The sequence below is a fragment of the Cryobacterium sp. LW097 genome (assembly GCF_002205495.2).
GTDB classification, from domain to species: domain Bacteria; phylum Actinomycetota; class Actinomycetes; order Actinomycetales; family Microbacteriaceae; genus Cryobacterium; species Cryobacterium zongtaii.
In genome coordinates this window covers 3,772,144-3,790,170 of the sequence record NZ_CP021992.1, presented here as the reverse complement: position 1 = coordinate 3,790,170, position 18,027 = coordinate 3,772,144, and the positions used below count along the sequence as shown (strand labels likewise).

Annotated in this window: 16 protein-coding genes; 10 read left to right on the top strand and 6 right to left on the bottom strand. The window is 65.6% G+C overall.

Annotated features, from left to right (window positions below; translation table 11 throughout):
- The first annotated feature begins 393 nt into the window (after positions 1-393).
- From rpmH to B7495_RS17820, 8 genes are all read left to right on the top strand, one after another.
- Positions 394-531 (top strand): 50S ribosomal protein L34, encoded by a 138-nt coding sequence (rpmH, locus tag B7495_RS17855; RefSeq protein ID WP_010204566.1) that lies wholly within the window; start codon positions 394-396, stop codon positions 529-531.
- 8 nt (positions 532-539) lie between these two features.
- Complete coding sequence (rnpA, locus tag B7495_RS17850; RefSeq protein ID WP_088457780.1) at positions 540-881, top strand: ribonuclease P protein component; 342 nt, start codon at positions 540-542, stop codon at positions 879-881.
- Positions 878-1,210, top strand: coding sequence for a membrane protein insertion efficiency factor YidD (yidD, locus tag B7495_RS17845; RefSeq protein WP_088457779.1), 333 nt, complete (start codon positions 878-880; stop codon positions 1,208-1,210). Before rnpA ends, yidD begins: the two co-directional genes overlap by 4 nt.
- Positions 1,198-2,172, top strand: coding sequence for a membrane protein insertase YidC (yidC, locus tag B7495_RS17840; RefSeq protein ID WP_088457778.1), 975 nt, complete (start codon positions 1,198-1,200; stop codon positions 2,170-2,172). The genes yidD and yidC overlap by 13 nt, the downstream gene beginning before the upstream one ends.
- A 5-nt stretch (positions 2,173-2,177) precedes the next feature.
- The gene (locus B7495_RS17835; RefSeq protein WP_088457777.1) at positions 2,178-2,702 is read left to right on the top strand and encodes a R3H domain-containing nucleic acid-binding protein; all 525 of its coding nucleotides are present in this window, start codon (positions 2,178-2,180) and stop codon (positions 2,700-2,702) included.
- Positions 2,703-2,713: 11 nt separating this feature from the next.
- Entirely contained in the window at positions 2,714-3,343 is a 630-nt protein-coding gene (rsmG, locus tag B7495_RS17830; protein ID WP_088457776.1) for a 16S rRNA (guanine(527)-N(7))-methyltransferase RsmG, read from the top strand.
- An 87-nt stretch (positions 3,344-3,430) separates the two neighbouring features.
- Entirely contained in the window at positions 3,431-4,369 is a 939-nt protein-coding gene (locus tag B7495_RS17825; RefSeq protein WP_088457775.1) for a ParA family protein, read from the top strand.
- On the top strand, positions 4,369-5,409 hold the full coding sequence (locus B7495_RS17820) for a ParB/RepB/Spo0J family partition protein (protein ID WP_088457774.1): 1,041 nt from the start codon (positions 4,369-4,371) through the stop codon (positions 5,407-5,409). The genes B7495_RS17825 and B7495_RS17820 overlap by 1 nt, the downstream gene beginning before the upstream one ends.
- 2,006 nt (positions 5,410-7,415) lie before the next feature.
- On the opposite strand, the gene B7495_RS17815 is transcribed toward B7495_RS17820, so the two are convergent.
- From B7495_RS17815 to B7495_RS17790, 6 genes are all read right to left on the bottom strand, one after another.
- Positions 7,416-8,375: a D-alanine--D-alanine ligase gene (locus B7495_RS17815; RefSeq protein WP_088457773.1), complete on the bottom strand. Its 960-nt coding sequence runs from the start codon at positions 8,373-8,375 to the stop codon at positions 7,416-7,418.
- Positions 8,376-8,416: 41 nt separating this feature from the next.
- The gene (locus B7495_RS17810) at positions 8,417-9,736 is read right to left on the bottom strand and encodes a PLP-dependent aminotransferase family protein (protein ID WP_088457772.1); all 1,320 of its coding nucleotides are present in this window, start codon (positions 9,734-9,736) and stop codon (positions 8,417-8,419) included.
- A gap of 133 nt (positions 9,737-9,869) precedes the next feature.
- Positions 9,870-10,193: a thioredoxin gene (gene trxA / locus B7495_RS17805; protein ID WP_088457771.1), complete on the bottom strand. Its 324-nt coding sequence runs from the start codon at positions 10,191-10,193 to the stop codon at positions 9,870-9,872.
- Positions 10,194-10,203: 10 nt separating this feature from the next.
- Complete coding sequence (gene trxB / locus B7495_RS17800; RefSeq protein ID WP_088457770.1) at positions 10,204-11,178, bottom strand: thioredoxin-disulfide reductase; 975 nt, start codon at positions 11,176-11,178, stop codon at positions 10,204-10,206.
- A gap of 164 nt (positions 11,179-11,342) precedes the next feature.
- Positions 11,343-12,962: a murein biosynthesis integral membrane protein MurJ gene (murJ, locus tag B7495_RS17795; protein ID WP_240632311.1), complete on the bottom strand. Its 1,620-nt coding sequence runs from the start codon at positions 12,960-12,962 to the stop codon at positions 11,343-11,345.
- Positions 12,955-15,252: a DUF6049 family protein gene (locus tag B7495_RS17790; RefSeq protein ID WP_151199608.1), complete on the bottom strand. Its 2,298-nt coding sequence runs from the start codon at positions 15,250-15,252 to the stop codon at positions 12,955-12,957. The genes murJ and B7495_RS17790 overlap by 8 nt, the downstream gene beginning before the upstream one ends.
- Before the next feature lie 90 nt (positions 15,253-15,342).
- Here B7495_RS17790 and B7495_RS17785 point away from each other — a divergent pair, with 90 nt between their 5' ends.
- Both B7495_RS17785 and B7495_RS17780 read left to right on the top strand, forming a co-directional pair.
- The gene (locus B7495_RS17785) at positions 15,343-16,773 is read left to right on the top strand and encodes a CCA tRNA nucleotidyltransferase (protein ID WP_088457767.1); all 1,431 of its coding nucleotides are present in this window, start codon (positions 15,343-15,345) and stop codon (positions 16,771-16,773) included.
- A 186-nt stretch (positions 16,774-16,959) separates the two neighbouring features.
- Positions 16,960-17,934 carry a hypothetical protein gene (locus B7495_RS17780; protein WP_088457766.1) on the top strand — a complete coding sequence of 325 codons (975 nt, stop codon included), beginning with the start codon at positions 16,960-16,962 and terminating at the stop codon, positions 17,932-17,934.
- The last annotated feature ends 93 nt before the right edge of the window (positions 17,935-18,027 follow it).

Here is an 18,027-nt window from a genome sequence, read left to right as displayed (position 1 = left end):
GGTTTCCCACAATCTTCATCTGTACGTTTGCCGCCCTGAGAGAGCCTTCGCGGGTGGACACAGAATGCCCATCGGACGATTCATCCACAACGTTATCCACCGCCTGTGGGCAAATAACAACTGGATTCTCAGGGTTTACCCACAACCTGTGGATAACTTGTCCTCACGGTAGTCAATGACCGGCGGTCAGGCCAAATTAGCTTGAAGATTGCCAGCGTGTCTGTACCGGAAATGGGAATTCAATGGGCAGAATCGAACGTTTGGGCGTCGTCAGTTTGACCACGGGCGAGCGAAGCCGTAGTTTTAATCAGTTGACCCCAGCCCGTGGGCTACCTCACTCTTTCCCGGCCGCTCGTTTTGGCCTGCGGAGATCCAATACGTGGAGATTGAACAATGAGCAAGAGAACGTTCCAGCCGAACAACCGTCGTCGCGCCAAGGTGCACGGTTTCCGTCTTCGTATGCGCACCCGCGCCGGACGCGCCATCCTCGGTGCTCGTCGTCGCAAGGGTCGCACCGAACTCTCCGCGTAAGACCTCCCGTGCTCGCTCACGCCAATCGCATCACGAGCGGGAGCGACTATAAGGCTGTCGTTCGACGAGGTGTGCGGGTCGTCGGCCCGCACACTGTGGCGTACCTCCGCCGCAACCCAGAACCCACCCCGGTGCGGTTCGGGTTCATCGTCGCCAAGAACGTGGGCGGCGCGGTGGTTCGAAACCGCGTGCGTCGTCGTCTGAAAGCGGCAAGCTTCGATCTCCTTCCTGGCGTTCCCGCCGGGACGGAGATCGTTTTTCGCGCACTGCCGACATCTGTGCACGCCAGCTGGCCCGATCTTGTGGCCGAGCTGTCGACTGCACTGGTCAAGGGGCAGCGCGCGAGATGAACAGGGTGATCCTCACGTTGGTATTGCTGCCCCGAAATCTCGGGGTAGCGCTCCTGCGGGTCTATCGCGCAGTAATCTCACCGTTGTACGGCGATGTTTGCCGGTACTACCCCTCGTGTTCGGCGTACGCCCTCGGCGCCGTCCAAGAATATGGCCTGATCGTCGGCTCTTTTTTCGCCGCACGTCGGGTCTTGCGTTGTCATCCTTGGGCTGAGGGCGGAATCGATGATGTTCCCCTGAAACGACACCGTCGCTACACCGTGACGTCGTTTGGATTTGTAGTTCCTTTAGCCACGGAAAGGGCTGACCCGCACGTATGGACCTCATAGGTACTATCCTCTGGCCGCTGAAGTGGGCCGTTGAGCTTCTGCTCGTCGCCTTCCACTGGTTGTTCTCCAACCTCGGCATGGGCTACAACGACGGCATCACCTGGGTGCTGTCCATCGTTGGCCTGGTCCTCGTGGTGCGAGCTGCGCTGATCCCCATCTTCGTGAAGCAGATCAAGAGCCAGCGCAAGATGCTCGAGGTCGCGCCGCAGCTGAAGAAGATCCAGGACAAGTACAAGGGCAAGAAGGACCAGTTCTCCCGCGAGGCCATGTCCCGCGAGACCATGGAGCTGTACAAGCGCACCGGGACCAACCCGCTCGCCTCGTGCCTGCCCCTGCTCCTGCAGATGCCGATCTTCTTCGCCCTGTTCTCGGTGCTCAACGACGCCCAGCGCTCCAACGCCGGCGTCGGCCCCCTCAACCAGGCCCTGGCGACCAGCTTCGGCAATGCCAACCTGTTCGGCGTTGCCCCGCTGCACGACACGTTCGCCCAGCAGTGGACGCTGTGGACCTCCGGAGCGGACTTCAACCTCTCCGTCATGATCATCGCGGCCACCATGGTCGTCCTGATGACCGCGTCGCAGTTCATCACCCAGCTGCAGATCGTCTCCAAGAACATGTCGCCGGAGACCAAGGCCAGCCCGATGTTCAAGCAGCAGAAGATCATGCTGTACCTGCTGCCCCTGGTCTTCGCCTTCTCCGGTGTGGCCTTCCCGCTCGGCGTGATGTTCTACTGGCTCACCTCGAACATCTGGACCATGGCCCAGCAGTTCCTCGTCATTCGCAACATGCCCACACCGGGCAGTGAGGCCGCCAAGGCCCGCGAAGAGCGGCTCGCCCGCAAGGGCAAACTCATCGCAACCGACGGAGACGTCATCATTGTCGACGAGCCCAAGAAGCCGGCCCAGCGCCAGCAGCCCGTTGGCAAGAACCGTGCCAAGAAGCAGACCGGCCCCAAGAAGTAAGAGGGATGGACATCGTGACTGAGAACACCGACGTGATCAACGCGGATGCCGCGTCCGACGCCGCGCCCACCATCGGCCAGCTGGAGCAGGAAGGCGACATCGCAGCGGACTACATTGAAGAGTTCCTGGATATCTGCGACCTCGACGGTGACATCGACATCGATGCCCGGAACGGACGGGCCTACCTGTCGGTGAATTCGGTTGACCCGCAGAACCTGCGCCTGCTGTCCAAGCCCGACACCGTGAACGCCCTGCAGGAGCTCACCCGACTGGCCGTGCAGAACAAGACCGGGTCGTTCTCCAGGCTGATCCTCGACATCGGCGGATCCCGCGAGGCCCGCGAGGCCGAGCTGACCGACCTCGTCGGCCACGCCATCGAGCGCATCGAAGGCGGCGCAACGGAGGCTTCCCTCCCCCCGATGTCGTCCTACGAGCGCAAGCTCGTGCACGACATCGTTTCGGAGCGCGGATACGTCTCCGAGTCCCTGGGCGAAGGTCGCGACCGTCACACCGTCATCACGGCAGCGTAGCCACTCCGAGTATGACTGAGACCCTCGAGGCCGAGCCCGCCGTTGCAGCTGGACTCTTCGGTGACCGCATCGAGGTCGCCCGAGAGTTCACCAGGCACCTCGCCGAGCAGGGGGAGGAGCTCGGCCTGATCGGTCCGCTCGAACTTCCCCGGTTGTGGAGCCGGCACATCCTGAACTGCGTCGTGGTAGCACCACTCCTGAAGCCCGGCCTGGTCGGCGACGTGGGATCGGGCGCCGGGCTGCCGGGTCTGGTGCTGGCGATCGCGCGGCCCGATGTCTCGTTCGTGCTCATCGAGCCGATGGAACGCCGAGTGGCGTGGTTGACCGGCCAGATCGCCGCACTCGGCCTCACCAACGCACGGGTGCAGCGGGCCCGCGCCGAAGACATCCGTCTGGATACGCCCCTGGATCAGGTCACCGCCCGCGCCGTGAGCGCGTTCAAGACCCTGATTCCCCTCACAGCCCCACTGTTGCGTTCCGGCGGTGAACTCGTGCTGATGAAGGGCGCGGGTGCCGCGGGGGAGATCGCCAACGCCGCCAAGCCGATCAAGAAGTTCCGCCTGCGCGATGTGGAGGTCCTCACCCTCGGCGAGGGTGTGCTGGAGGACGTCACGCGGGTCATTAAGGCTACAGTGGACTAGTCCCCGGCAACATCCGCGCAACATGGGCGGAGCACTCCGGGGCACCCTTTCGGGTGGCTCATCAACCGTCGAACGCAAAGGTTTCACGTGAAACATCCCGGCGAAGACCAGCAGACCGGCACTCCCGGTTCCGGCGTCGACAACAGCACCCCCCTGGCGCGGGAGATCTCGGATCTGACCCGCCGACGTCAGGTGATCGCCGCCGAGAGGCTACCCAAGCCCGAGAGCACCCGGGTGATCACCATCTCCAATCAGAAGGGTGGGGTGGGCAAGACCACCACCGCCGTCAACCTGGCCGCCGCGTTGGCCCGCCAGGGTGCGCGTGTTCTCGTGATCGACCTGGACCCGCAGGGCAACGCCTCCACCGCGCTCGGTGTGGAGCACCGCGCCGAGACCTCGAGTGTTTACGACGTGATCATCAATGACCTGCCGATGGTGGACGTTGTGCAGAAGAGCCCGGAGTTCGGGGCGCTGTACTGTGTACCGGCGACCATCCACCTGGCCGGCGCAGAGATCGAACTCGTTTCGCTCGTTGCCCGGGAACAGCGACTGCGTCGCGCCCTGGACCTGCACATCAAGGAGATGGCGGACCCCTACGACTACGTCTTCATCGACTGCCCGCCGTCCCTCGGGCTCCTCACGATCAATGCGTTCGTCGCCGCTCGGGAGGTTCTCATCCCGATTCAGTGCGAGTACTACGCGCTGGAGGGACTGAGTCAGCTGTTGAAGAACATCGAGCTGATCGAGAAGCACCTGAACCCGCAACTCATCGTCTCGACGATCCTGCTCACCATGTACGACAGCCGCACGAACCTCGCGAACCAGGTGGCGCAAGATGTGCGCGATCACTTCCCGAAACAGGTGCTGGACACGCTGATTCCGCGCTCGGTGCGGGTTTCTGAGGCGCCCAGCTACGGTCAGAGCGTCATCAGCTACGACCTCAACTCGGCAGGATCGCTCTCCTACCTCGAAGCAGCCGCAGAAATCGCCCGTCGGGGCGTTCCACGAACAGGAGATGCGCAGTAATGGCGAAACGTACAGGGCTCGGCCGCGGTATCGGTTCGCTCATTCCCGTGCAGGACAACCCGTCACAGGCACGACCCGTTGACGTCTTCTTCCCGTACAACGAGGTCCCGCACGCCGAGGGCACCGCCGGCGCCTCCCCGGTGCCCGGCTCTGCGCCGACATCTTCCGCAGGTTCGGCTTCGACGGCGACGATCGAGGCGGCCGACGAGACCACTGTTGAGCTTCTTCCGGTTCCCGGGGCGCGCCTTGCGCATCTGAATCCGGCCGACATCGTGCCCAATGCCGTGCAGCCGCGCAGCGTTTTCGACGAGGACGACCTGGCCGAACTCGTGCACAGCATTCGCGAAGTCGGAGTGCTGCAGCCCATCGTCGTGCGTCCGCTCCTGGAACAGCCGGGCAAGTACGAACTCGTCATGGGGGAGCGGCGCCTGCGCGCCACCAAGGAAGTCGGCCTCGACAGCATCCCGGCGATCGTGCGGGATACCGCTGACATCGACATGCTCCGTGACGCGCTGCTGGAGAACCTGCACCGCGCGCAGCTGAACCCGCTCGAAGAAGCGTCCGCATACCAGCAGCTGCTGTCGGACTTCGACATCACCCAGGAAGAGCTGGCCAGCCGCATCGGTAGGTCGCGCCCGCAGATCACCAACACCCTGCGCCTGTTGAAGCTGCCGGAGGCCGTGCAGCTTCGTGTTGCGGCCGGCGTACTGTCGGCTGGTCATGCGCGAGCAGTGCTGTCGGTGGGGGACACCGAGGGCATGTTGCGCCTCGCAGACAAGATCGTCAACGAGGACCTGTCGGTGCGGGCGGCTGAGGCCGCAGCCGCTGCCGGACCCAAACCCGTTGTCGTGAAACCCGCACCCGGAAAGCGACAGGGACATCTCAACGAGATCGCCGAACACCTCGGAGACCGCCTCGATACCCGCGTGAAAATCAACCTGGGCGCACGAAAAGGCCAGATCACAGTTGATTTCGCTACGATCGGCGACCTGAACCGCATCCTCGGCGTACTCGGGGAACCCGGCTTCGGAGCCAACTAGCCGGGCACGTGTTTCACGTGAAACATTCGGTGTGGGACGAGGTAGGCCTGCCAAACGGCGGGTCTCGCTGATCGAGGTGAGCGAGGTTCCCTACTGATTCCGGGCGCACTCGCCCGCGGTGGTCCTCGCTGATTGAGCATGTGGACATCAGATTTCCGGGTCCTGACAGCTTGGCTCCTGGCCCCCCTTCCAGGCCTCGATGACTGACGTGGTTGATGTGCGAATCCGAGTGTCTCGCACGCTCACCCAAAGCCGGGCCTCGCTGATTGCGCTTGTCGAAACCAGGCCTGGCGCCTTTCGCGGAGTCCGATCCAACGCGGGTCCCCGGGATTGAGCCTGTCGAAGTCGGATCCTCGATGCTCCTGAGCCCGAACCGCGCGGCCGGCAGTCATCGGTCTACGCGATTCTGAGCTCATTTGGGGCGTTGAGAGGGCGACTGTGGCACGACGAGCCGGCATTTGCGCAGCTGACAATCGGAGCAGCGGCCTTACGATGGCTCTCAGGGCCGTCAATTCGCGCCAATCTGGCGGGTAAATCGCCTACTGGAGCCCCTTCGCGGCGAGATACCGGGTGGCCGGTGGTTGACGAACCCTGGCTCACGACGGGAATGCCGTCGAGTTTCTTGTTTCACGTGAAACATCTGCAGCGCGTGGTGTCGACGGGCTTGACCAACGACGAGGGTGCGACGCGCAGGCCATGGCTGCTCCTTCGAGTCGGGTTGACTGGGCGTCCCGAAATCACGGTGCCCCGTGCGAGGAAGCGACTCTTCAGGTCTCACCTATCCGCTTGAGAGTTCTGACATCAGATTCACTGGGCCGGCTGGCATGACGTGCTCTCCTCAGCGCTGACCGTGACCGACTCCTGGCCCGATTCCGGACGCTCGTAAGACGATCGTGGCGGCGCGGGGCTGTCTTTGGCCGTCCGAAAGCGGGGGAGTGGCCGTTCGATGGCGCTCACGTTTCGGGTTTACGTCACACGGCCCGGAATTGCGCCGGCTGGACCTGCTCCGAGCGCTGTTTCACGTGAAACACTGGCCGTGTCGGGACTTGATAGGCACGACCCCCGAAATGGCATGCAGCCTGCGTGTTCTGGCCGGAGCACGTCGGGTGGGTCTGGCCGTGCCCGCGGCTCGGGACTTCTGGCCGTCTCGTCAAGCTCGGCCGACGTGCGTGCGGAGCGCATGCCCTGGCGTTGGGATCGTCCCGACCGTTCAGTGAGGGTGTCGGGGATTGACGCGGGAGACGTAACGGGCCCTGACTCGCTTGCTTCAGCCCGTCGGGGTTCGGCTCCCGCGTCTGGATAGGCCCAGCTGGCTCCATGGTTGGTTGATTGAACATGTCGACGTCAAGTTTCTGGCACTAATGAGTACGAACGATCCCGCGAGGGGAGTGGCCGCAAGAGGGGACTTCAGAGGGCTGTTTCAGCGAAAATAGAGGCGAATTCGGTGGCCAGGGCGGATGCGCCGTCGGAAGCTACCGCCTCTCCGGCCCGGTGTTTCACGTGAAACATTTCTCGCCTAAGGTCTCAGTAGGCTCGACCGGCGAGGTGGTTGCGGCCTGCGCGTCCGGGTCTGGAATGCGCACCCACGGTTGATTCTGGTTGTCGAAAGCGGGATTCCGGTGTCAATAGGCTGCACGTGAGCGCATACAACGGCCTCTACAGCGCAATTTGGGCCGGTTTTGGGCCAGTCGAGGGCGATTTGTGGCGCTCCCGAGCTACTTCGGCGGCATTGACGCGCGGGGGAGTGGACTCGCGGTGGCGCTCGGAGCCGCCAAATCAAACGACCTGGGGACGAAGTTCAGATCTGTCGCCAGGAGCGGGTGGCAGCCACGGTGCCTCCAGCAGGGTCTCGACCAGCTCGACCACCGAAGGGCGCGTCTCGCTTTCTGGCCGGACCGGCGAAATGGTGACGAGCGGCCACTGGGAGCCGTCGACGACAATGTTTTACGTGAAACACCCACCCTCGGAGGGGGGTGTTTCACGTGAAACATGACGGCAACGCGTGGCTACTGCAGGCTGGTGGAGGCCGCTCGAGCGAGGGCCGCATAGACAGTTCCGAGTGACTCTCCGGAGGCTTCAATGGACTGCGGGGCGAGTGAGGTTTCGGTGAGTCCGGGCAGGACGTTCGCCTCGAGGAACCACGCGACCCCCTCGGCGTCGACCATCAGGTCGATGCGGGAAAGCTGGGCCAACCCGAGCAGGCTGTGAATCGCCACGGCGGTCTCGGCCACCCGCTGGGCCACATCCGGTGCGATGCGGGCCGGCGTGAAGAAGAGCGTTTCGCCGGCGTTGTACCGAGCTTCGAAGCTGAAGACGCCACTCACGGGCACGATTTCAACGGCGGGGAGTGCGACAGGCCCGGCACCGGTGTTGATGACCGTGACGGCAAGCTCGGTGCCTTCGATCTTCGTCTCGACGAGGGCCGTCTCGTCGTAGGTGTAGGCATCGACCATGGCGCGGGGGAGACCCGCTGCCGTGTCGACAATGGTCACACCCTGAGCAGAGCCACCCTGGGCGGGTTTGACGACCAGGGGTGTGCCTAGGGCGGTCACGAGGTGCTCAAGCACACTGGCGGCACCGAGGTCGCGGAAGGTCTCACGTGAGAGGGCGATCCAGGTCGGGGTGGCGTATCCGGCGCGACGTACAAGTTCCTTGGCGGTGGGCTTGGACCAGGCCAGTCCCGCCGCGGTGCCACGCGGGCCGACGTGCGGGATCCCGGTGGTCTCGAGCAGTGAGAGCAGGGCACCGTCTTCTCCGGTCGCGCCGTGCAGAACGGGCCAGATCACGTCGGGCTTGCGGGTGGCTAGCTCGGTGAGGAGTCCCGCCTGCGGGTCGAGCACGGTCACGGTGTGACCGAGCCCGGTCAGCTCGTCTGCCACCCGGCGGCCACTGCGCATGGAGACGTCGCGCTCGTGCGAGATTCCACCCGCGAGCACCACAATGTCAAGAAACTCTGATTCGCTCATGATCTGGGGTTTTCCTTAGCTCGAGCCGGAGAAACGCGGGGTTAGTTGATGTCGGGCGGCGGGGCGCCGAAGCGGCGACCGTCGTGGGCGGGAAACAGCGAGCCTGTTCCGGCGAAGGTGTCGAGCAGCTCTAGTTCGTCACGGATGACGGTGGCGAGGCGACGGATACCCAGGCGGATGTGGTCCGGCGTGGGATAGCAGAAGGAAAGCCGGATGTTCTGGCGACCCTGACCATCCGCGAAGAACGCCGTGCCGGGGGTGTACGCCACGAGCTCCTTGACCGCGCGAGGCAGCATTGCCTTGGAGTCCAGGGTGTCCGGCAGGTTGAGCCACACGTAGAACCCGCCGTTGGGGTTGGTCCAGGTGAGCTCGGGAAGGTATTCCGTCAACGCGGAAAGCATGGCGTTCTTGCGTTCGCGGTAGACGCCGCGGAAGGTGTTGATCTGACCCTTCCAATCGGCGGTGGACAGGTACTCGGAGATCACCAGTTGGCTGAACGAGCTGGGGGAGAGTACCGCCGCCTCGTTGGCCAGCACGAGCTTCTCGCGGATGGCGTGCGGGGCCAGGGCCCAACCCACCCGGAAGCCGGGGGCGAGGGTCTTGGAGAAGGTCCCCAGGTACACCACACCGTCCCGTTCGATGGAACGCATGGCATCCGGTGCCTTCTGGTCGAAATACAACAGCCCATACGGGTTGTCCTCGAGGACCAGAATCTGGTTGGCCTTCGCGATCTCCAGGATCTCCAGACGGCGGGCCCAGCTGAGGGTCACCCCGGCCGGATTGTGGAAACTGGGAATCGTGTAAAGGAACTTGATCTTGCGACCGGCGGCCTTCAGGCGTGCGATGTGTTCGCGGAGGGCCTCGGGGATCATGCCGTGCTCGTCCATGGGTACGTGGTCGACATCGGCCTGGTACGACTTGAAGATGACCATGGCCGTGACATAGCTCGGCCCCTCGGCGATGACAACGTCGCCGGGGTCCAGGAAGAGCTTGCTGACCAGTTCGAGAGCGTGTTGCGACCCCGTGGTGACGACGACGTCATCGGCGTGGGCGCGGATGCCTTCCAGCGCCATGACCTCGAGGATCTGCTCACGGAACAAGGGAACTCCCTGGCCAGAGCCATATTGCAGCGCAACGGGGCCCTGTTTGCGCATGACGCTGTCCATCGCGTTGATCACGAGGTCCTGGGGCAGGGCGGCGACGTAGGGCATGCCACCGGCAAGGGAGACGACCTCGGGGCGTGAGGCGACGGCGAACAGGGCGCGAACCTCGGAGGCGCGCAGGGCGGCGGCTCGCTCGGCGTAGTGGTGGTACCACGGGTCGAGGTTGTTGCCGGCCTGGGAGGTGCCTATCGCTGTCACGTCATATCCGTTCTGGTGTGGCCTTAATCGTATGGGGTGCGTCGCTCAGCGGCCGCATCCGCCTGAATATACAAAAACACCCGCCCGGCGGCTGCCGGGCGGGTGTCGGGTTCGCGGAAGAACCTGCCGGCGGCTACTTGAGGTAGGCGGCCAGGTCGGCTTCGAGGGCGGGCTTCGGCTTGGCGCCGATGACGGTCTTGACGACCTCACCCTTCTGGAAGACCTTCATCGCGGGGATGGAGGTGATCATGTACTTTGCGGCGAGGGCCGGGTGGTCGTCCACGTTCAGCTTGACGATGTCGATCTTGTCGGAGTGCTCCGCGGCGATCTGGTCGAGGATCGGGCTGACGGCGCGACACGGGCCACACCACTCGGCCCAGAAGTCCACCAGGACGGTCTTCTCGTTGTTGATGACTTCCTGGTCGAAGGTGGCGTCGGTGACGGCGCGTGCTGACATGTAGTGCTCCTTAGTTGGTGACGTTTGCAAATTCGGGGTCGCCGGCCGCAGCCAGCAAGTCCTCGGGGAGGGTGGCCAGGTAGTGCTCGGCGTCCAGGGCCGCCACAGTGCCGCTGGCGGCCGCGGTGACGGCCTGGCGGTAGGTGGGGTCGATGACGTCTCCGGCGGCGAAGACGCCGGCCTGGCTGGTCTTGGAGGAGCGTCCGGCGACGGCGATGGTGCCCTCACTGGTGAGGTCGAGCAGATCGTGCACGAGGTGGGTGCGCGGGTCGTTGCCGATGGCGACGAACAAACCGCCCACCTCGAGGGTGCTCTCGGTGCCTGTGACGGTGTCACGAAGACGCAGACCCTCAACGGCCTCTTCACCATCGATGCCGACGACCTCGGAGTTCCAGACGAACTCGATCTTCGGGTGCGACAGAGCGCGCTCCTGCATGATCTTGGACGCCCGGAGGGTGTCCTTGCGGTGAATGATGTAGACCTTTTTCGCGAAGCGGGTGAGGAAGGTGGCCTCCTCCATGGCGGAGTCGCCGCCGCCGACGACGGCGATGACCTTCTCCTTGAAGAAGAAACCATCGCAGGTGGCACACCAGGACACGCCCCGGCCGCTCAGACGCTCTTCGTCGTGGATGCCGAGCTTGCGGTAGGCGGACCCGGTGGCGAAAATCACCGACAGGGCCTCGTGCTTCTCGCCGTTGCCGAGGGTGACCGACTTGACCGTGTCGCCGAATTCGAGCTTGGTCACGTCGTCGTAGACGACCTCGGTGCCGAACTTCTCGGCCTGCTCCTGCATCTTCGCCATCAGCTCCGGGCCCTGGATGCCGTCGGCGAAGCCCGGGAAGTTCTCAACGTCGGTGGTGTTCATCAGTTCACCGCCGGCCTCGACCGAACTGGCGATCAGCAGCGGCTTCATGTTCGCACGCGCAGCGTAGATGGCGGCGGTGAATCCGGCAGGACCCGAACCGATGATGATGATCTGACGCACGCGTAGACTCCTTGAAATCAGTGGAAGAGACGCCTTTCGGCGCCTCACATTCGGGTACAACACATCCTAATCGGAAGCTATTCCGCTCCGTCCGGCTCGAGCCCCCGCTGCACAGCTGCTGTTCAGCAACCGGTCACCCGGCCATTACCCGCAGCACGGGCGGGCTACCGCCCGAGACGGGCCTTCAACGGGGCCAGGAAGCCGTGTAGTTCGGGGCTGCGCATGAGAAGCAACAGGCCGAAGTACAGCACGGCCATGACCGAACCGATCAGGATCATGGAGAGAATCGCCGGTCCGATTCCCGACACGGCGAAACCGCCCGCCGTGGTGCCGCCCAGCACGACCAGGATGCCGATTCCCGCGGCGACCGGGACGATGACGGCGGCGACGTACTTCACCAGGCTGCGCAGGATCCGCCGCCCGTCGATACCGCCGAGCCGCTTGCGCAGCAGCCACGCGGCCAGGATCGCCTGGAGGATCCCGGATACCGTCACCACGAGGGCGATGCCGAACGCGATCCATTGCGGCGGAAGCAGGGCGCAGCCCAGCACACCAGTGATGACCAGGACCACCTGGAACAGGGTGAAGAAGAACGGGGTCCGCGTGTCGCCGAGGGCGTAGAAGGTGCGCTGCACGACGAAGAGCACGCAGAAGGCCACCAGGCCCAAGAGGAAGGCGATGATGACGTTGCCGATGGCTTGCACCTGTTCGAACCCGGCTTCGCCGAAGACCGTGGCGAACGGGTAGGCGCAGACCATGATGACCGCACTGGCGAGCACGATCAGCAGGGTGGTCCCGCGGATGGCCGAGGAGGCATCCGTGCGCAGCTTCTCGGTGTCATCGCGGGCGGCGTGCTCGCTCATCCGGGTGAAATACGCGGTGGCCACGGAAACCGTGATGATCGAGTGCGGCAGCATGAAGATCAGCCACGCCGTGCTCATGACGGTGGAGGAAGCGCCTTCTCCCGATGCGAGGGTCACGACCTGCGTTTCGACGATGCCGGCGATCGTGGTCAGCAGCAGCATGCCGAAGGTCCAGCTGGCCATCTTGCCGGCCGCGCCGAGGCCGACACCCCTGAAGGCGAAGTCGGGGCGGTAGCGCAAGCCGATGCGGCGCCAGAAGTAGTAGAGCACCACGGCCTGCAACACGACACCGAGCGTCGCGCTGCCGGCCAGCAGGGCGGTCATCCCCGGGGTGAAGTCGGCCGGCGGCCGTTGGCCATCCGTGTCGATACCGAACAGGAGACCGAACAGCAGCAGACCGCCGATGGAGATCACGTTGTTGATCACGGGCACCCAGGTGAACGGGCCGAAGGACTTGCGGGCGTTGAGGACCTCGCCCAGGACCGTGTACAAGCCGTAGAAGAAGATCTGCGGCAGGCACCAGTACGCGAATCCGATCGCCAACGACAGTTGCTCGGGGGAGAAGCCCAGGCCGATGAACCGGGTGATCAGGGGTGCGAGCAGCGTGGCGGCCAGGGTCGTGATGGCCAGGATGCTCAAGGCCAGGGTGACGAGCTTGTTGATGTATGCGGTCCCGCCATCGTCGTGCAGGCTCGCGCGCACGATTTGGGGAACCAGCACCGCGGTGAGGACGCCGCCGGCCACGATCGTGTACACGGTGTTCGGCAGCTGGTTGGCGACCGTGAAGGCGTCGGGGACGTTGCCGATCTGCCCGATGATGTGGGCGAAGACGATGACCTTGAGAAAACCGAGCAGACGCGAGACGAGAGTTCCCGAGGCCAGGATCGCACTGGCGCGGCCGACGCCGCCCTGGCTAACCACGGGGAGCCGGGGGGACATCGTCGGCAACAGCTGGGGGAGTGACGGCGGGGTCGCTGTCGAGCGGGTCGGCGTCAGCTTCGGCGCCCTGTGAACGGTCGCGTCGCCGGTGCACGATGTTGCGCCACACGCCGAAGCCGAAGAACAGCACGACCAGAGCGGCAAAGATGCGGGATCCGATGCCTTCCCAGTCCGCGCGCACATTGACCGAGATCAACGAGGGCTGACCCAGTTGCGCCCCGGACGGGGTGAAGAGCGTCACTCGCAGGCTGACCGCGCCGTTTCCGACCGCTGCGGTCACGGGGATAGACACTGTCTTGGCCGAACTCGCGTCGATCACGGCCTCGACATCGTTGCCCACCACCAGGCGGCCGTTGGAGGGGACGACCTGTACCCGCACCGTGACGGCCTGGCCGAGGGTGTTGTTCAGCGTGACGGGGATGTCGACCTTGCTTCCGACGACATTGATCGGTCCCTTGGTGCTCACCGTGACCGACCGCAACACCTCGCTGGACGTCGCCAGATTGTCGTCAACGGCGGTGCGCCAGTCGTCCGGGTCGGCCCGCCAGGACGTCGCCAGCAGGGCCAGCACGGCGAGCCGGTTCGGTGCCGTGACGGCGGCCGGATCGGCGAGGGCTGTGGAGAAGGAGACGATCTCGGCTTCCCGGGCGATCAGTCGGCTCGCGAGGTCGACGCTGCTGCTGGGCTCGGCCTGCGGCCGGAAGGTGACGTCGGTGGAGACCGGAGCTGCTGCTGCCGCCGTCAGCGTTGTTGCGGAGTACCAGGGCAGGGCCGACAGTGCGTCGATGGTCTGCGCCAGCCGCGCCGCGGTCGGCGGCCAGCCGCGATCGAGGGTAGCGAGGAGCGTGTGCGCCTGGTCGGGATTCGCGGCGGCCACGACGGCGATTTGGGAGGACAACTCGGCCATGTACCCGCGCCAGTCGTCATCGGTCGTGGCCATGACGGCCGAGCGCATCGCCTCCGAGATCCCGGCGTCGGCAACCAGGCCGAGTTCGTTGGAGCCCAGGTCGACAGTTGTGCTGGTGGTGACTTCAGGGTCGTCCAGGGTCACGTTGCCCGATGAGAGGAGCGTCGTGGTGAGTTCCGCGGTCGCGAAGGCGGACAGGTCTGCCTGAGCGACGGCGTCGTCGGCGGGCCAGGCGATGGACGTGGAGGTGTAGTCCCAGGCGAGCAGCTGGTCGAGGGTCGGCACAGGGTTTTCACCGGTGGGCTGGTCCGGGACCGCGGGCGCGTCGGACGAGGTCGGTGCGCCGGGATCGACGGCGCTGCCCTCGGGCTCTGGCGCGGCGGTGGGTTCGATGGGAACGAACAGGGCCGGGTCGGTGGCGAAAGTCAGCGAGGTCGGTGAGAGCGGGCTGCTTGACCCGGCCTGAACGGCCAGGGAAGGATCCGAGTCTGCATACCCGAGCGGGAATATATCGTTTTCCGCCAGATCGAGGCGGTTCAGCCAGGTGATCGCGGACTCAGGCGCGCTCGTTCCGAGCACCCGGATCGAGGCGATGATCATCGGGTCGACGGCGATCGCGACGGGGCGGTTGAGAAGCCCGTCGAGCTGGCGGGTGAGGATACCGGAGCTGGAGGTGTACGCGGCGAGATCCTCGGCGCTGATGAGGCCGGAGCTGTTCGCGGGGGTGGTGATCGGCATCGCTACGGCGAGGCTGACCGGGGTGACGACGGGGGGCTGCTGCACGGAGGCATCCGGGTACCAGACGAAGGTGGACCGACCGGACGCCCGCACCGATTCATCAGTGGTGAGGGAGGCCGCGATGCCCCGCGGTCCCCAGGGACTCCACTCGAACAGGCCGAGCGCGGCGTTGGGCACCGAGACCGCGACCGTGACCGTGCTGTTGGGCTGCACGGGGACGGTGAGCGGGACGCTGGTCATCAGGTCGCTGCCGGTGTCGTCGTCCTCGTCCGAGGCGAGCCAGTCGTCCAGGTCCGTTGAACTGGTCAGCGCCCGCTCCGCCAGGAAGACATCGATGTTTCCGGTGGGGATGGCGGTGGCGGAATCGTTGGTGATGGTGACGGAGAGCTTGAGGTCCTCGTTGAGGCGCAGGATCGAGGAGGTGGCCGGTGTGACGTGCAGGGCGACGGTGTCGTCGTTGGTCGCCGTTTCCACCGACCCCACGAACGTGCCCGTCGCGGCGGTTGCCGGAGTCGCGGTGGCCAGCGCCGGGCAGAGCAGCAGGGGGGCGCACAGCAGCGCGGCCACGATGCGACGCCGGATTCCGGGGAGCGCAGGCCGACGCGCGTGATTCGGATCGGCCAGCATGTACGGGATTCTACGGCGTAGCCGGGTGAGAACCCTCCGCGCCGGCTGGGTGGCGCGCGGGTGGGACGGGCGAGCAACTACCATTGGGGCATGCAGAGCGTCACGGCAGCCCTCGCAAGACTGGGCGACCTGGCTGCGTCCCCCACGGTGTCCCGTTTGGCGAACGCATTCGCCGCGGCCGGTTTTGAACTGGCCCTGGTCGGCGGTCCCGTCCGCGACGCGTTCCTGAACCGAGTCACCAATGACCTCGACTTCACCACCAACGCCACTCCCGACCAGATCTTGACGATCGTCAAGCCGATCGCCGAGGCGCACTGGGACATCGGTCGTGCGTTCGGCACCATCGGCGCCCAGATCGCGGGCGAGAAGGTCGAGATCACCACCTATCGGGCCGACAGCTACGACGGTCAGACCCGCCGCCCCGACGTGGTCTTCGGCAGCAGCCTCGATGATGACCTGCTGCGGCGGGACTTCACCGTGAACGCGCTCGCTCTGCGGCTGCCGCAGCTCACTCTCGTCGACCCGTCTAATGGGATCGACGACCTGCTCAACGGGGTACTGCGGACGCCCACCGCACCCGAGATCTCGTTTGGCGACGACCCGCTGCGGATGATGCGGGCCGCCCGCTTCACCGCTCAGCTGGGCTTCACCCTCGAGATCGACACCGCGATCGCCATGTCCGCCATGGCCGGGAGCATCAACATCATCTCCGCCGAACGGGTCGGCGATGAGCTCGGCAAGCTGCTGCGCTCGGCGAACCCGCGTGCCGGCATCGAGCTGCTCGTGGAATCCGGCCTGGCCGCGATCGTGCTGCCGGAGATCCCGGACCTGCGCCTGGAGGTCGACGAGCACCACCATCACAAAGACGTCTACCAGCACACCCTGACGGTGCTCGACCAGGCCATCGGTTACGAGCGAACCCGTAAGAACCTTCCCGAACCCGACCTCGTGGTGCGGTTGGCGGCGCTCATGCACGACATCGGCAAGCCGGCCACCCGGCGGCTCGAGTCCGGCGGTGTGGTGAGTTTTTACCACCACGACGTGGTCGGTGCGAAGCTGGCCAAGAAGCGGTTGCGTGCGCTGCGCTTCGACAACGACACCATCGCTGCGGTGGGCAAACTCGTGGAACTGCACCTGCGGTTCTTCGGTTACACCGAAGGGGCCTGGACCGACTCCGCCGTGCGCCGGTACGTGCGCGACGCCGGCGACCAGCTCGAGCGGCTGCACATCCTCACCCGAGCCGACGTCACCACCCGCAACCGGCGCAAGGCCGACCGGCTGGGCTTCGCCTACGACGACCTCGAACAGCGCATCCGTGAGCTCGCGGCCCAGGAGGAGATGGACTCGGTTCGGCCCGACCTCGACGGTGAAGAGATCATGGCGATCCTGGGCCTGACGCCGGGCCGTGAGGTGGGCGAGGCCTACCGCTATCTCCTGGAGCAGCGCTTGGACGATGGTCCCCTCGGCACCGAGGAAGCCACCCGCCGTCTGCAGTCCTGGTGGGCGGCCCGCAGCGCCTGACCCGCCCGCCCCCCTCGGCGAGTTGCCCACGTGCGGACGAGTTGCCCCGGCACACCGGGGCAACTCGTCCGCAGTAGGGCAACTCGCGCGGGAGCGCCCGTCCTCCACAGGCCGAGCTCGGCCGAGTTCTGCACCGCTCGCGTACCGGTCACCGCCCGGCGAGGCCACCGGGAGACGCTTCTCGGCATGGACCCCAACGCTTCCGCGCTGTCTCAGCTGCGGCTCACCCGCGATCAGCCCGGCCACGACGCGCGCGCCCATCGCCGCGAGTACGAATACGGCGGCACCGAGCGCTTGCGGCGTGGCATCTACGTGTCGCGGACCATCTGGACCAGCGCCGACGCGGATGCCCGCTATCTGATGCGCATCCAGGCCGCGGTGCTGTCCAGGCAGTCGCGCCCGGTGGTGAGTCACCTGTCGGCGGCCCGGGTCTGGGGGTTGCCGGTGCTCGGGCAATGGCCTACCGAGGTTCACCTGCAGGGCGGGAGCGGACAGACGCGGACGTCGAAGAACTGGATCGCCTGGCATCACGACCCGCTGCCGGACGAGGACGTCACCGAGATCGACGGTCTACTGGTGACGACGAGACTCCGAACCCTGGTCGACCTGGCCCGGAGCCAACCCTTCCGCTCCGCGGTGATCACCCTGGATGCCGGACTGCAGGAACAGTTCCTCCTCCCCGGCGGTGCGGTGATCCCGGCCATCACGCGCGACGAGGTGATGGCCCGGGTGCTGCGGCTCGGAAGTGCGCGGGGCACCCGACGTGCCCGCCGATCCGTCGGCTTCGCAGACGCGAAGTCGGGCTCGCCAGGGGAGTCCCTGAGCCGCACGGGCATCTTCCTCGCCGGCATGCCGATGCCGGAGCTGCAGGTGGTCTACCCGCACCCCTTCGGTGAAGACCGGGTCGACTTCCGCTGGAAGCGCCGGTTTCAACTGAAACGGATGCCTCTGCTCGGCGAATTCGACGGGGAGGTCAAGTACACCAGGGGAGAGTTCATGGGCGGGCGCACAATCGACGATGTCGTCTGGGCCGAAAAGCGCCGGGAGGACCGGTTGCGTGCTCCTGGCCGGGCGATGGTCCGCTGGCTCTGGGCGGATGCCCTCCGACCTGAGCGCCTCCGCGCACTGCTCCTCAACGCCGGTCTGCGCCCCACCCAATGAGCGCCACCGCAGGTGTGCGCGCCGCGAGTTGCTCTGCCGCGGACCAGTTGCCCCGGAGCGCGGGGGCAGCTCGTCCGCAGGTGGGCAACTCGC

What these genes read in the sequence shown, in the direction of transcription:
- rpmH (WP_010204566.1), top strand. Translation starts at nt 394, where the DNA reads ATGAGCAAGAGAACGTTCCAGCCGAACAACCGTCGTCGCGCCAAGGTG.
- yidD (WP_088457779.1), top strand. Translation starts at nt 878, where the DNA reads ATGAACAGGGTGATCCTCACGTTGGTATTGCTGCCCCGAAATCTCGGG.
- yidC (WP_088457778.1), top strand. Translation starts at nt 1,198, where the DNA reads ATGGACCTCATAGGTACTATCCTCTGGCCGCTGAAGTGGGCCGTTGAG.
- B7495_RS17835 (WP_088457777.1), top strand. Translation starts at nt 2,178, where the DNA reads ATGGACATCGTGACTGAGAACACCGACGTGATCAACGCGGATGCCGCG.
- rsmG (WP_088457776.1), top strand. Translation starts at nt 2,714, where the DNA reads ATGACTGAGACCCTCGAGGCCGAGCCCGCCGTTGCAGCTGGACTCTTC.
- B7495_RS17820 (WP_088457774.1), top strand. Translation starts at nt 4,369, where the DNA reads ATGGCGAAACGTACAGGGCTCGGCCGCGGTATCGGTTCGCTCATTCCC.
- B7495_RS17815 (WP_088457773.1), bottom strand. Translation starts at nt 8,375, where the DNA reads ATGAGCGAATCAGAGTTTCTTGACATTGTGGTGCTCGCGGGTGGAATC.
- trxA (WP_088457771.1), bottom strand. Translation starts at nt 10,193, where the DNA reads ATGTCAGCACGCGCCGTCACCGACGCCACCTTCGACCAGGAAGTCATC.
- B7495_RS17790 (WP_151199608.1), bottom strand. Translation starts at nt 15,252, where the DNA reads ATGCTGGCCGATCCGAATCACGCGCGTCGGCCTGCGCTCCCCGGAATC.
- B7495_RS17785 (WP_088457767.1), top strand. Translation starts at nt 15,343, where the DNA reads ATGCAGAGCGTCACGGCAGCCCTCGCAAGACTGGGCGACCTGGCTGCG.
- B7495_RS17780 (WP_088457766.1), top strand. Translation starts at nt 16,960, where the DNA reads ATGGACCCCAACGCTTCCGCGCTGTCTCAGCTGCGGCTCACCCGCGAT.